We start from the raw sequence: 12964 nt of genomic DNA, 5'->3' as shown, positions 1-12964 counted from the left end.
GTAGACGCTGGAGATTCCGGCATCCGTCATTTCGAGGTACCACGCCTGGCCGATGCGCTGGCCGTCGACGAGCGGGTACGCCTGGGCGCTCCGGGTGTAGGAGCCCTCCCACGTCTCAGAGCTGAATTCGAACGCGGCGGGGTCGCTTCCGGCAGCGGTGACGATCCCGCGCAGCGCTGCGATCGCATCCTGATCGCTGGGGAGGCTGGTCGGCACCGGGCACATCCCCGTCGCGTCATCGGGCTGGTCGCACTGCCACGGGTCGACAGCGGGGTTGGTGTAGCTGAAGCTGAGGGTGCCGTCGAGGCCGGCGTAGAGTGCAGGCCCCGAGCCGTCCTGCGGCCCCACGTGCCATGCGCCATCCTTGAGCTCTGGCGTCCCGTCGACGCCCAGGGCCGCGGCGAGCACCGCGATCCGCTCGGGGGTCGACGCCGAGCGGGCGTCGTAGCCGTATCCGGCGGCGCTCCCGGTCTGCGTGGACAGCCCGGAGGAGCTGAAGCTGTTGCGGCCGAATCCCCACGGCGCCATCTTCGTGTCGCTTTCAGCACCAGAAGCGGCCTGCTGGCCCAGGCCTGAGACGCGGCCCTGCCCACCCGCGATCTCGGGAGCCGTGCCGCCCGCGCCCGGCCCGGACTGCAGCGAGATGGGAGGAGCTGCACCCTCGGCGCCGCCCAGCGGTCCGCCGGCCATGTTGCTGTTGCTGACGCTTGCGCCGAGGCCGAAGCCGGCGCCGCCGACGATCGCGATGGAGGCGGCGACTGCCGCGATCGGCAGCCAGCGGGGGCGGCGGCGTGCCCGCTCGGCCGTCAAGTCGTGCACCGGGGCGGGTTCGGAGGCCGCGGTCGAGCCGGCGGTTGCCGCCCCGACGGTGCGGGCGAGCACCGCGTCGACGAAGCCGGCGCTGGGCTCGAGGCCGATGGCGGGGTCCGCGGCGCGCAGCCGGGCCTCCGCATCGAGCCCGGTGTCGGCGCTGCCCGCATCGTTCCCGGCAGCGTTCGCTCCGCCAGCGGCGTTCGCGCCGGCGTCGTCGTGGTCGTTGTCGTTCATGTTGGCGTTCATGTCGTTCACCCTCCGTGAGTGCGGTTCACTGGGGAATATGTGCCCAGGGGCCCAAAGCTTGCAGGTGGTCTAGAAGGAGAGGCGATCGTGCCAGGCGTCCCGCAGCCGTTTGCGGGCGCGGGAGAGGGCGGCATCCGCCCCAGAGCGCGAGATGCCGAGCACCTCGGCGAGCTCGACCCCGTCCAAGCCCTCCCACGCGTTCAGCAGCAGGATGTGCCGGTCGCGCTCCCCCACGCTGGCGAGGGCGCCGCGGAGTTCCGCGTCGAACAGCAGGCTCAGCTCGGGGTCGTCGCCGACCCGCACCGCCCCCGTCTCGGGCACCTCGTCGACCGGCAGGTCGACGAGCTTGCGGCGATGATTGGCCAGCGTGAAACCGGCCGTGCGGTACAGCCAGGGCAGCACGGCATCCGTCGGCACGTCGGCGCGTCGGCGCCACGCGGTCGCGAAGACCTCGGCGGCGAGGTCCTCGGCGTCCTGACGGGGGCCGCGGCGGGCGAAGTAGCGCACCAGCGCCGCCCCATGCTCGCGCACCACCGCGGTGAACCAGGCCCCGTCGTCGCGCGGCGCGGCGGGCGCAGGCGCGTCGGGCTGCACGTCGCGCTGCACGTCTTCGTCGGTGCGCTCAGTCATCGCCTCCCCCTCGCTCGCATCGGCCACGGCTGTCTCGTTGTCGATCGTCACGCTTGGAATATGTCGTGACTGCGCCGATTCTTGCACCGGATGCCGCAGATCGCGTTTCGTGCGCGCGAGCCTCGGGCGCGCGACTCGGCGTCGGCACGATTCCTACGCGCAGTACTCGCTCGGCGGCCTGGGAGTATCGCGCACAAAGATCGCGCCCACGACCTCCTCGTAGACGGCAAAGACCAGCCAGACCCCGGCGGGGTTCTGCAGCGCGTAGTAGAGGGTCGGAGTCCCACCGCCATACTCCCCCGACTTCGTGATCGTCGGGTAGGCAGCGAGCATCTCGCCCAGAGTGGAGCCGATCCCGATGCCTTCCGCCGTGCGTGGGGAGCTCTCGTTGGTGGCGGCCGGATCGGCGCCGCCACCAACGAACATGCCCGTGATCGTGGCGAAATCCTCGTCCAGGGTGGCCACCACCGTCGGGCCGCCCGCGCGGTCAAATTGTGCGACAGGGCACCATTCGGGCATCGTGCGTTCGGAGAAGGCGCCCATCGACGGCCGCACATCGATGATCTGCGCGCCGCGATCGATCGGCCCGATGCCCTCAAAACCGATCAGCCACGTGCCCGGGTTCTCGAGGTCGATCGCGGGAGCCGGCGGCTGCTCGGGCTGCGTCGGCGGGCCCGTCGGCGTCGGGCGCGGCGCCGCAGTCTCCTCCGGGAGGGCAGCTGTCGGAGCCGCCGTCGGGCCGTCGGTGCGAGGCGGTTCTGCCACCGGGCCTGCCGCACATCCGCTGAGCAATGCCACGACGATGCCGGCGCTGAGCGCGCACGCCTGAATGGGCTTGATCCCCCTGAATGGACGCATGTCCATCAATGTAGGGGATGGCATGCCGTCATCCGGCATTCTGCGGGCCACGGCAGGTCGAGCCGCCCGCTCAGCTGCAGTACTCGCGGTTGACGACGGGCATGTCGCGCACGACGACAGTCTGCACGGCGTCCTCGTACAGCGTGAAGAGGATCCAGTGCCCCGTGTCGTCCGACAACCCGTAGTGCGGGGTAGGCGGGTCTCCCTGGAACTCGATGTCCGGGTACGCGGCCCGGAGCTCGGCGAGGCTCGACCCGACGCCGATGCCCTCTACGGTGCGCGGCGCCCCCTCAGCGAGCCCGGGCTCGTCCACATTGCCCATCAGCACGATCTGCTCGACGAGCCCCGTGCCCAGCCGGTCGGGGATCACGATGGTGGGCACGTGTGCCTTCTCGAAGGAGACGACTGATTCGCATCCCTCGTACACGGCGCGCGTGAAGCCGTCCATGCTCCGCTCGACGGAGGCGATCTCGGACCCGAGCGTGATCGGGCCCACGCTGTCGAACCCGATCGTCCAGGCGGCCGGTTCCTCCGGTGCGGTCGGGGTCGGAGTCGGCGTTGGCGATGGCGCGACCGGCGCGGCGCTCGGCGGAATGGACGCCCCGGGGACGGCCGCACCGGTCTGCGCCGTCGCGCAGCCCGTCAGCAGCAGGATTGCGGACGCTGCCGCAACCAGCACCAGTCCGCGCGTGCGTGAACTCGATGCGATCATGATCCGGTTCCCCCTCGTCGCCGTACCGGCCACACGTTACACCCGAGTGGGGGCTAGAGCGAGAACGGCACCGCGAAGCCGCCGGAGAACAGAACCGTCCCGATCCCGAGCAGGCAGAGCACGCCGAGCACGATGTAGGCGGGCGCAGCCAGCCAGCCACGTTGGTACGGGCGTTTGGCCACGAATGCCAGTGCCAGCAGCGGCAGCAGGAGCAGTGCCCCGTAGATCAGGGCGGGCGCGAGGCGCACATCGGGTGCCGGGCAGGTGAAGGCCAGTGCACACACCGTCGGGATCCCCTGCGCCAGCGCCATGAGCGCCCATGTGACGAGCACGACGATGACGGGCGGCAATAGCACGCGGCGCCACGCAGGAGTCTCCACGGTCATATGCCCACACTGGCATGTGTGGCCTCGACGGCCGGCGGAGCGCCGCAAACGTTGTCGCTTCGTGACACCCGGCACGTGCCACGGGAGAGAACGGGTGCGGCGAGAGCCCTCAGCCGAGCGAGAGCGCTCAGCCGAGCGAGAGCGCGACGCCGTCCAGGATGTCGTGCTCGCTCGTCGTGACGAACTCGAGCGGGTGCCCGGCGGCGGTCGTCGCCTCCGCGATCCGCTGCAGCACCGTCGACCAGATCACGGCGCCGGCCACGATCACGTCGACCCGCCCTGGGTGCATGAACGGCAGTGCGGCACGCTCGGCGCGCGGCATCCGGGCCAGCGATTCGCACGCCTCGAGTACGACGGCCAGCGGCAGCCTGCTGCCGTTGATCAGCTCGGGCCGGTACGCGTCGAGGCGCAGGGCGTGCGCGGTGATCGTCGTCACCGTGCCGGCCACGCCCACCACCTCGGTCGCGAGCGACACGTCGACGGTGGCGGATGCCGCGTCCAGCGCGGCGTTCACGTCGGCGCGCAGCGCGGCGAAGGCGGCGTCGTCTCGTGCCACGTCGCCGTCCGCCCCGGCGCCGAGGTGCCGCTCGGTCATGCGCACGCAGCCGATGTCCATCGAGATCGCGGCCTCGGGGGCCTGCCGCCCGAGCACCAGCTCAGTCGAGCCGCCGCCGAGGTCAATGACGAGGTGCCGCGCCGCGGCATCCGCCCCGGCGCCGGCCACTGCGGTGAGGGCGCCACGGAAGGAGAGCGCGGCCTCCTCGGTGCCGGGGATCACCTCGGCGGGCACGCCGAGGATCTGCTGCACGGCGTCGGTGAACTCGTCGCGGTTCGCGGCGTCCCGGGTGGCGGACGTCGCGACGAAGCGGGCGCGCTCGACGCCGTGCTCGCGGCACAGCTCGGCGTACCGGCGGGTGGCGTCCAGGGTGCGGGCGAGCGCGTCATCCGCGAACCGGCCGGTGCGGTCGACGCCCTGCCCGAGCCGCACAACTTCGAGGGTGCGCAGCACGTCGGTGAGGCCGCCGTGCCCGTCGAGGTCGGCGATGAGGAGGCGGATCGAGTTTGTTCCGCAGTCGATGGCGGCTACACGGGTCATGGGTTTCAGTGCTCTCTGTCGACGATTCGGTGCCCCTCGAGGCTATCCCGCGGATGCCGCGGCCGCCCGCCCGCCCCGGCCGCCTCGCCCCGCCACCCCGCATCGAGCAGCTTAAGACGGGATCTCGAGGGTGACGGGCTCGACCTCGCTCGGCCCGCCGCACTGCTCGCTGCCACCCACGCGGCGCCAGTCGAGTTCCACATCCTGCTCAACAAGCACGGCGCCAGCTGAGGACAGCGCGCGAATCGTGGGCGTCTCCGGGGCCGCCATGTCCACCGCGATGTGCCAGGTGCTGTCGTTCGTGCGGGTGATGGAGAAGGTCGGGGCATCCGCCGGACAAGCCGCCGAGGCCTCGCGAGTTCTTGGCCTTAAAGCGGGGCTCCCCCGCGCCCCGTCAGCCGGCCTCGTGCGGGCGCGGCGGGTTGTGCATGAATTCGATCCGGATGCCGTTGTCATCCTCGACGAATGAGGCGTAGTACCGCTCCGTGAACCGGGGGTACTCCTTCGGGTCGCGCACGACCGTCCACCCGGTGTCCGTCGCGATCTGATGCAGGCGGTCGACCTCTTCGCGGGAGTCGACGGCGAACGCCATGTGCTGCCACCCGACTCGCCCGTGGCGGTGCGGTCCGGTGCCCGCGTCGCGAGCCGGCAGCAGGATGAGCTCCGGCTCGCCGTCCAGGCTCCACGAGACCGACCCATTCGCGTCGTACCGGGCGAATCCGAGCGCCGTCAGGACGGGGTCGAACTGCGTGACTGCCCGCGGCACGTCGTCGACGGTGATGCCGAGATGATCGAAAATGGCCATGAGCAGACGCTACCGGATGCATCCGCCGGGGTCATGGACCACGTCGGGTGCCACGGGCGGCCGACAGGAGTCTCCGCACTCGTCGCGGGGACCGGGCTCGGGGCGTCAGCGTGTGTTGCTGGGCGTTGACGAGGAACTCCACCGCATCCTGAAACCGAACTACCGCCACCGCGGGCGGAAAATGCGTTCCCAGTTCGTGCATGGCTTGGTCGAGCCCCGTCGTGTCGTGCCGCATGGGGGCATCCTGTCGGGTGGTTTGGTGTCCACCCGTTCACCCCACTCTTCCGAGTCGTCCGATTCTTGCACCGGCGTCCACAGTCGCGCGGCGGGCTCATAGCTGTTCATGAACATCTCACAATCACAGCAGCACGCGCCCATCGCGGAGAGTCGCGCGATCAGCGCCGTGGCGCGCGGCGCAACGCTGTCACGATACTGCGATACAAACCGGTGGGTGCCGTCGCACCCGAACTCGTCGATCTGGCGAGCCACGAAGCAGACGAGACATTCGCCGGCTGTGGGTGTCATGAGGGTCGAGGCGGCATCGTGAAGGATCCGCTCGGCCCGTTCCGTGATCTCTGTGCGTTCCATGAGGGAACCGTGCCACGAGCCACCGACACCGCGGCCGACATCGGCATCCGCCCTCCCGGACGGGCCGTTCTGCCGCGCCACGCCCACCCGTTCGGCTGCGCGCCGTTCGTCGGGCCCCGCCCCACCGTCGCGGCCCGTGAAATGCTTCGCGGCCCGCGATATGTCGGGGGCCGCGAGACTTTTCGGGGGCCGCGAGCGCGAAGCCAGCGTGCGAACACAGGAACGGCCCCGCCTGCCGAAGCAGACGGGGCCGTCCCAGAAACTAGCGAAAGCTAGACGTTGAAGCGGAACTCCACGACGTCGCCGTCCTGCATGACGTATTCCTTGCCCTCCATGCGGGCCTTGCCCTTGGAGCGCGCCTCGGCGACCGAGCCGGTCTCGACGAGGTCCTCGAAGGAGATGACCTCGGCCTTGATGAAGCCACGCTCGAAGTCGGTGTGGATGACGCCGGCCGCCTGCGGAGCCTTGGCGCCCTGGGGGATCGTCCACGCGCGGGTCTCCTTCGGACCAGCCGTCAGGTAGGTCTGCAGGCCGAGGGTGTCGAAGCCGATGCGGGCGAGCTGGTTGAGGCCGGACTCGGTCTGGCCGGTCGAGGCGAGCATCTCGGCGGCATCCTCGTCGTCCAGGTCGATCAGCTCGGATTCCAGCTTGGCGTCCAGGAAGATGGCCTTCGCCGGGGCGACGAGGGCGGCCAGCTCGGCGAGCTTGGCGTCATCCTGCAGCACGGCCTCGTCGACGTTGAAGACGTAGATGAAGGGCTTGGCCGTCAGCAGGCCGAGCTCCTTGATGGGCTCGAGGTCGACGGATGCCGCAGACAGCGGGGTTCCGGCGTTCAGCACGTCGCGGGCCTCGTTGGCGGCCACGAGCACCTCCGGGCCGAGCTTCTTGCCCTTGATCTCCTTCTCGAAGCGCGGGATCGCCTTCTCGAGGGTCTCCAGGTCGGCGAGGATCAGCTCGGTGTTGATGGTCTCCATGTCGCCGGCCGGGTTGACCTTGCCGTCGACGTGCACCACGTCCGAGTCGGCGAAGCCGCGCACGACCTGCGCGATGGCGTCGGCCTCGCGGATGTTGGCGAGGAACTTGTTGCCCAGGCCCTCACCCTCGCTGGCGCCACGCACGATGCCGGCGATGTCGACGAACGACACCGCAGCCGGCAGGATGCGCTCGCTGCCGAAGATCTCGGCGAGTTTCTCCAGCCGGGCGTCGGGCAGGTTGACGACACCGATGTTGGGCTCGATCGTGGCGAACGGGTAGTTCGCCGCGAGAACCTGGTTCTTCGTCAGAGCGTTGAAAAGGGTTGACTTGCCGACGTTGGGCAGACCAACGATTCCAATAGTAAGAGCCACGGTGGGACAGTCTACCTTTCGGGGGCGGCTCCGTCGTCTTGACGGCGGATGCCGCGGCAAAGCATTGACGGCGCCGCGACCGCGCAGTAGCCTCGCACCGCCCGCGACACCCCGGCCACGGAAGAGGCAGTCCATGCGCAACAAAGACTTCGACGTCTTCGCCGAGGCCAGACTCACGCCCGAATACCGCGAGATCTTCGAGTCGCTGCGGCGCCTCGTCGAGGAGACCGTTCCGAGCGCACACGAGGTGATCAGCACGGGTTCGCCCGCGTGGCAGGGCACCCGCATCCTCGCGAGCGTCAGCCCCAGCGCCCAGTACCTGACTCTCGGCTTCGAGCGCGGCGCCGCCTTCACCGACGAGCACGGGCTCCTCGAGGGCACCGGGTACAACACCCGGCACGTCAAGCTCTGGCCAGAGGAGCCCGTGCCCCTCGACGCCATCCGGGACTACCTCACCCAGGCGGCCGCCATCGACGCGCCGGCGGCCCGCTCCTAGGGAGCGGAGCGCTCCCCGCCGACGAGCGCGGGCGCGGGCGCGCGCGTCATGCGCCCGGCTGGCATCCGCGCTCCAAGCCGACTGTCATCGCTGCGTGAGAACATGGTTTCGTGCCCCTAGATTTCACCGCGATCGACTTCGAAACTGCCAACTCCTCCGCCGCCTCCGCCTGCTCTGTGGGCCTGGTCAAGGTGCGCGACGGCCGCGTCGTCGACGAGGCGAACTGGTTCATCAAGCCCGCGCCGCCGCACGACGAGTTCGTCGAGTGGAACACCCGCATCCACGGCATCCGGGCATCGGATGTCGCCGGCGCCGCAAACTGGGCCGGGCAGCTGCCCGACCTGCTCGACTTCGTCGGCGGCGACCACCTGGTCGCCCACAACGCCAGCTTCGACCTCGGCGTGATCAAGGCGGCCACGATCGCGAGCGGGCTCGTCGTGCCCGACCTCCGCTACGTCTGCAGCCTGCAGGTGGCCCGGCGCACCTACCACCTCGACTCCTACCGCCTGCCCGTCGCGGCGATGGCGGCCGGCTTCGAGGACTTCCGGCACCACGATGCCCTCGCCGACGCGGAGGCGTGCGCCGCCATCATCGTGCACGCCGCCGGCCGGCACGAGGCGGAAGACCTCGAGCGCCTGGCGCACATCACGCGGGTGAAGATCGGCGTGATCGGGCCCGTCGCCACCGCCGAGCGAGCCAGCACGCACGGCCCGATGGCGCTGCAGTAGCGCCGCCTTCACGCCGATTCCGGCCTGCTCCCGCCCCGTCTGCCGGCCGCGCCGGCGCCGCAGCCGCTTGTCGCAGCCGACCCTGTCGGTGGCAGCTGATTCACTTGCAGTATGGAACCTCTTCTGATGCTCGTGCTCGGCCTGCTGCTCGGGGCCGCCGTCGGCGTGATCGCCACCTGGGTGTACGCCCGCCGGGGCGCGGCGGGCGGCCTGACCGACGCGGCGCAGTCGCCGGAGGTGCTGGCCGCGCGGCACGCGCTGGAGCTCTCCGAGGTGCGTGCCGGGGCGGCATCCGCCCACGCCGGCCTGCAGGCGGAGCTGGCCGCGGCCGACGCGACCGTCGACAGCCTGCTCGCGCAGATCGAGGCGCAGAAGCTGCAGTTCGGCGAGCTCGCCGAGCGGCACCGCGCCGACCGCATCGAGCAGGCAGAGCGGGAGCGCCGCGAGAGCGCCGTGCTGCAGGCCCTCGGCCCGGTGCGCGAGACGTTGAGCACCATGCAGACCACCGTCACCGAGCTGGAGAAGCAGCGCAGCGAGCAGTTCGGCTCGCTCGCCGAGCAGCTCAAGCAGGCCCAGCTCTCCGACGAGCAGCTGCGCGGGGCGACCGAGTCGCTGGCCAGCGCCCTGCGCTCCAACAGCACGCGCGGCGTGTGGGGCGAGACGCAGCTGCGCCGCGTCGTGGAGGCGGCGGGTCTGGCCCAGTACGTCGACTTCGACGTGCAGCAGACGATCACGACGGATGCCGGAATCGGCCGCCCCGACATGGTGATCCGCCTGCCCGGCGGCAAGTCCATCGCCGTCGACGCGAAGGTGCCGCTGGAGCACTACCTCGAGGCCAGCCAGATCGCGGTCACCGCGACCGGCGAGGAGGGGGCGCGCCGCAAGGCGCTCGTCGACCGGCACGTCAAGGCGGTGCGCGGGCACATCGATGCCCTCGCCAAGAAGACGTATTGGGAGGGGCTCGACGCCAGCCCCGAGTTCGTGGTCGCGTTCATCCCCAGCGAATCGCTTCTCTCCTCCGCTCTGGAGGCCGACCCGGCGATCCTGGAGTACTCCTTCAGTAAGCGGGTCGCCCTCGCCTCGCCCGTGAACCTCTGGGCGGTGCTGAAGACCGTCGCCTACACCTGGCAGGAGCAGGCGCTGACGGATGACGCCAAGAAGCTGTTCGAGCTGGGCAAGGCGCTGTACGCCCGACTCGGCACGCTCAGCACGCACGCCGACGGGCTGCGCAAGGCGATCGAGCGCACCGTGGACAGCTACAACAAGTTCGCGAACTCGCTCGAGACCCGCGTGCTCGTGACCGCGCGGCAGTTCCCCGGCATCGACGAGACGAAGATCGACCTGCTGATCGCGCCGGCTCCGATCCACGAGGTGCCGCGCAAGCTCACCGCCGTCGAGCTGGAGCTCCCCGAGGCCGACCTTGAGCTGGACCTCCCGGAGGCCGACGGGCTCGAGCTGGAACGGCCCCACACCGAGCCGGAGCAGTCGAACGCCCGCCACAGCCTGCCGGAGTACTCCCCCGCCGACTGAGCGCCTCTCGTTGGTCGAGTAGGCGCGCCAGCGCCGTATCGAGACCTCGCAAGCCGGTCTCGATACGCTCGTTCCTCGCTACTCGACCAACGGGCGGTTCCGACTCGACCAACGGGTGGTTCCGAGCTCCCCGGCCTCGGCGGGGCTAGCGGCGCGCTACTTCAGCCACTTGGAGACGAGGTGGTCCGCCGTGATGCGGCGGATCGTGCCCGACTTGCCGCGGAGGATGATGCTCTCGGTGCGGATGTGGGTGCGGCCGACCTTGCGCGGCCCGGCGAGCAGCCCGCCGTCGGTCACGCCCGTGGCGACGAAGAAGGTGTTGCCGCCCTTGACCAGGTCGTCCGCGTCGTACACCCGGTCGCAGTCGAGGCCGGCGGCCTCGCCGCGGGCGCGCTCTGCGTCGTCCTTGGGCGCCATGCGGGTCTGCATGAAGCCGCCGAGGGCCTTGATGGCGCAGGCGGTGGTGATGCCCTCCGGGCTGCCGCCGATGCCGACACACATGTCGATGCGGGAGTCGTAGCGGGCAGCGTTGATGCCGCCGGCGACGTCGCCGTCGCTCATCAGGCGGGTTCCGGCGCCGGCCGCGCGGATGTCGGCAATGAGCTGCTCGTGCCGGGGGCGATCCAGCACGGCGATGCGCATGTCGCCGACCTCCATGTCCTTGGCCTTGGCCAGGGCGTGGATGTTCTCACCAATCGGCCGGCTGATGTCGATGACGCCGTGACCCTCCGGTCCGGTGACGATCTTGTCCATGTAGAACACGCTGGAGGCGTCGAGCATGGTGCCCCGGTCGGAGACGGCGATCACCGAGATCGCGTTCTGGCGTCCGACGGCGGTCAGGCTGGTGCCGTCGATCGGGTCGACCGCGATGTCGCAGGCGGGGCCGCGGCCGTTGCCGACGCGCTCACCGTTGAAGAGCATCGGCGCGGCATCCTTCTCACCCTCGCCGATCACGACGAGCCCGTCGAAGTTGACGGTTCCGAGGAAGGCCCGCATCGCGTCGACGGCTGCGCCGTCGGCGGCGAGCTTGTCCCCGCGGCCGATCCACGGTACGGCACGGATCGCCGCCGCCTCCGTGGCCCGAACGAGCTCCATCGCGAAGTTGCGGTCGGGGTGCAGGTAGATGCTGGCGGTTTCGGTGCTCGTCATGGTGGGTCCTCCCGGACGCGATGGTGAAAGGCTTCGGGTGCATGTGCGCCCGAATGCCCGCCAGCGAGTTGGCGAGCCGCCAGTCTCAGGCTATTTCACCGTCGCTCGCTGTGGCGCAAGAATCCACGCGGCAAATCGGAAAGAATCGTGAACTTTAACAGAACAGACAAGTTCAAGCCGGTCCTTCACAGGCATCTGTGTCCGGTGCCGCGGGCGCGGATGTGGGCGAGGCCGGGGCTGGCTAGACTTTGCTCACACTCTCAGACCAACGCCAAGGAGCTTCCATGCCCATCGCAACGCCCGATCAGTACGCCGCAATGCTGGACAAGGCGAAGGACAAGGGTTTCGCCTACCCCGCCTTCAACGTCTCCTCCTCGCAGACGATCAACGCTGTCCTGCAGGGGCTCACCGAGGCCGGCTCTGACGGAATCATCCAGGTCACCACGGGCGGCGCCGACTACTTCGCCGGCCACACCGTGAAGAACCGCGCCGCCGGTGCACTGGCCATGGCCAAGTTCGTGCACGCCGTCGCCGACAACTACCCCATCACCGTTGCGCTGCACACCGACCACTGCCCGAAGAACGCCCTCGACGACTTCGTGATGCCGCTGATCGCCGCATCCGAGGAGGAGGTCAAGGCGGGCCGCAACCCGATCTTCCAGTCGCACATGTGGGACGGCTCGGCCGTGCCGCTGACCGAGAACCTCGAGATCGCCAAGGAGATCCTCCCCCGCCTCAAGGCCATCAACGCCATCCTCGAGGTCGAGATCGGCGTCGTCGGCGGCGAAGAGGACGGTGTCAGCCACGACATCAACGACAGCCTGTACACGACCCTTGACGACGCGATCGCCACGGTCGAGGCCCTCGGCCTCGGCGAGAACGGCCGCTACATGTCTGCCCTCACCTTCGGCAACGTGCACGGCGTCTACAAGCCGGGCAACGTCAAGCTGCGCCCGGCCCTGCTCAAGGAGATTCAGGACGGCATCCAGGCCAAGTACGGCACCGGCCCGAAGCCGCTCGACCTCGTCTTCCACGGCGGATCCGGCTCGACCGACGCCGAGATCGCCGAGGCCGTCGCCAACGGTGTCATCAAGATGAACATCGACACCGACACCCAGTACGCCTACACCCGCGCCATCGCCGACTACATGCTGAAGAACTACGACGGCGTGCTCAAGGTCGACGGCGAGGTGGGCAACAAGAAGCTCTACGACCCGCGCGCCTGGGGCAAGGTCGCCGAGTCGGCCATGGCCGCTCGCGTGCTCGAGTCGACCAAGCAGCTCGGCTCCTTCGGCCACTCGAACAGCTAGTACCCGCATCATGACTGAGAACGAGGCCGCTTCCACCCCCGATCCCTCGAAGCCTGAACCTTCGAAGGCGGATGAGCGGCCTCGTCCTCGGTACGGCGAGCTCGCGCCGGAGGGCTGGACCTGGCAGCCGCCGGTCCCGCCCACGGCCGAGCCGCCGCAGCCGCCGGCAGCGCCGGCGCCCACCGGCATGCCGATCACGCATCGGCGCGTGCTTGAGCAGGCTGGCCCAGTCGACGGCGCCGGGGGCCAGATGCCCGAGCGCAGAACCACA

Annotated in this window: 14 protein-coding genes and 1 pseudogene; 5 read left to right on the top strand and 10 right to left on the bottom strand. The window is 69.9% G+C overall.

Going from position 1 to position 12964, the window contains the following annotated elements; genetic code table 11:
- From GY24_RS15095 to ychF, 9 genes are all read right to left on the bottom strand, one after another.
- On the bottom strand, positions 1–1059 hold a 1059-nt coding region (locus tag GY24_RS15095; RefSeq protein WP_202972963.1), incomplete at its 3' end, for a hypothetical protein.
- 69 nt (positions 1060–1128) lie between these two features.
- Positions 1129–1740 carry an RNA polymerase sigma factor gene (locus tag GY24_RS15090; RefSeq protein WP_233279402.1) on the bottom strand — a complete coding sequence of 204 codons (612 nt, stop codon included), beginning with the start codon at positions 1738–1740 and terminating at the stop codon, positions 1129–1131.
- 102 nt (positions 1741–1842) lie between these two features.
- Positions 1843–2586 (bottom strand): hypothetical protein, encoded by a 744-nt coding sequence (locus GY24_RS15085; protein WP_133161219.1) that lies wholly within the window; start codon positions 2584–2586, stop codon positions 1843–1845.
- A 31-nt stretch (positions 2587–2617) separates the two neighbouring features.
- Positions 2618–3259 carry a hypothetical protein gene (locus GY24_RS15080; protein ID WP_104477157.1) on the bottom strand — a complete coding sequence of 214 codons (642 nt, stop codon included), beginning with the start codon at positions 3257–3259 and terminating at the stop codon, positions 2618–2620.
- Positions 3260–3312: 53 nt separating this feature from the next.
- Positions 3313–3645 (bottom strand): hypothetical protein, encoded by a 333-nt coding sequence (locus tag GY24_RS15075; RefSeq protein WP_133161218.1) that lies wholly within the window; start codon positions 3643–3645, stop codon positions 3313–3315.
- A gap of 127 nt (positions 3646–3772) precedes the next feature.
- Complete coding sequence (locus GY24_RS15070; protein ID WP_104477153.1) at positions 3773–4741, bottom strand: Ppx/GppA phosphatase family protein; 969 nt, start codon at positions 4739–4741, stop codon at positions 3773–3775.
- A 394-nt stretch (positions 4742–5135) separates the two neighbouring features.
- On the bottom strand, positions 5136–5546 hold the full coding sequence (locus tag GY24_RS15065; protein WP_104477151.1) for a VOC family protein: 411 nt from the start codon (positions 5544–5546) through the stop codon (positions 5136–5138).
- A 159-nt stretch (positions 5547–5705) separates the two neighbouring features.
- A complete protein-coding gene (locus GY24_RS15060) occupies positions 5706–6134 on the bottom strand; it encodes a DUF2695 domain-containing protein (RefSeq protein WP_133161217.1) in 429 nt (142 codons plus the stop codon).
- A gap of 272 nt (positions 6135–6406) precedes the next feature.
- The gene (ychF, locus tag GY24_RS15055; RefSeq protein ID WP_104477147.1) at positions 6407–7480 is read right to left on the bottom strand and encodes a redox-regulated ATPase YchF; all 1074 of its coding nucleotides are present in this window, start codon (positions 7478–7480) and stop codon (positions 6407–6409) included.
- Positions 7481–7613: 133 nt separating this feature from the next.
- Between ychF and GY24_RS15050 the strand changes: the two genes are divergently transcribed.
- From GY24_RS15050 to rmuC, 3 genes are all read left to right on the top strand, one after another.
- The gene (locus tag GY24_RS15050) at positions 7614–7976 is read left to right on the top strand and encodes a DUF1801 domain-containing protein (protein WP_104477145.1); all 363 of its coding nucleotides are present in this window, start codon (positions 7614–7616) and stop codon (positions 7974–7976) included.
- A 110-nt stretch (positions 7977–8086) separates the two neighbouring features.
- Positions 8087–8704, top strand: a complete 618-nt coding sequence (locus GY24_RS15045) for an exonuclease domain-containing protein (protein ID WP_083365482.1) — start codon at positions 8087–8089, stop codon at positions 8702–8704.
- A 111-nt stretch (positions 8705–8815) separates the two neighbouring features.
- On the top strand, positions 8816–10234 hold the full coding sequence (gene rmuC, locus GY24_RS15040; protein WP_104477143.1) for a DNA recombination protein RmuC: 1419 nt from the start codon (positions 8816–8818) through the stop codon (positions 10232–10234).
- A 156-nt stretch (positions 10235–10390) separates the two neighbouring features.
- Here rmuC and glpX read toward each other — a convergent pair whose 3' ends face one another.
- The gene (glpX, locus tag GY24_RS15035; RefSeq protein ID WP_104477141.1) at positions 10391–11383 is read right to left on the bottom strand and encodes a class II fructose-bisphosphatase; all 993 of its coding nucleotides are present in this window, start codon (positions 11381–11383) and stop codon (positions 10391–10393) included.
- Positions 11384–11667: 284 nt separating this feature from the next.
- Between glpX and fbaA the strand changes: the two genes are divergently transcribed.
- Positions 11668–12693 carry a class II fructose-bisphosphate aldolase gene (gene fbaA, locus GY24_RS15030; RefSeq protein ID WP_083364601.1) on the top strand — a complete coding sequence of 342 codons (1026 nt, stop codon included), beginning with the start codon at positions 11668–11670 and terminating at the stop codon, positions 12691–12693.
- Between the two features lie 10 nt (positions 12694–12703).
- Positions 12704–12964 (top strand): annotated as a pseudogene (locus tag GY24_RS18125) (hypothetical protein); the annotation flags it as partial.

Source organism: Microterricola pindariensis, from assembly GCF_002936985.1.
Classification (GTDB): Bacteria; Actinomycetota; Actinomycetes; order Actinomycetales; family Microbacteriaceae; genus Microterricola; species Microterricola pindariensis.
Note: the sequence above shows the minus strand (reverse complement) of the source record. Positions and strands in the feature narration are given on the sequence as shown.

Coding starts and splice junctions, on each gene's coding strand:
- GY24_RS15085 (WP_133161219.1), bottom strand. CDS start 2,586: ATGCCGGATGACGGCATGCCATCCCCTACATTGATGGACATGCGTCCA.
- GY24_RS15080 (WP_104477157.1), bottom strand. CDS start 3,259: ATGATCGCATCGAGTTCACGCACGCGCGGACTGGTGCTGGTTGCGGCA.
- GY24_RS15075 (WP_133161218.1), bottom strand. CDS start 3,645: ATGACCGTGGAGACTCCTGCGTGGCGCCGCGTGCTATTGCCGCCCGTC.
- GY24_RS15070 (WP_104477153.1), bottom strand. CDS start 4,741: ATGACCCGTGTAGCCGCCATCGACTGCGGAACAAACTCGATCCGCCTC.
- GY24_RS15065 (WP_104477151.1), bottom strand. CDS start 5,546: ATGGCCATTTTCGATCATCTCGGCATCACCGTCGACGACGTGCCGCGG.
- GY24_RS15060 (WP_133161217.1), bottom strand. CDS start 6,134: ATGGAACGCACAGAGATCACGGAACGGGCCGAGCGGATCCTTCACGAT.
- GY24_RS15050 (WP_104477145.1), top strand. CDS start 7,614: ATGCGCAACAAAGACTTCGACGTCTTCGCCGAGGCCAGACTCACGCCC.
- rmuC (WP_104477143.1), top strand. CDS start 8,816: ATGGAACCTCTTCTGATGCTCGTGCTCGGCCTGCTGCTCGGGGCCGCC.
- glpX (WP_104477141.1), bottom strand. CDS start 11,383: ATGACGAGCACCGAAACCGCCAGCATCTACCTGCACCCCGACCGCAAC.
- fbaA (WP_083364601.1), top strand. CDS start 11,668: ATGCCCATCGCAACGCCCGATCAGTACGCCGCAATGCTGGACAAGGCG.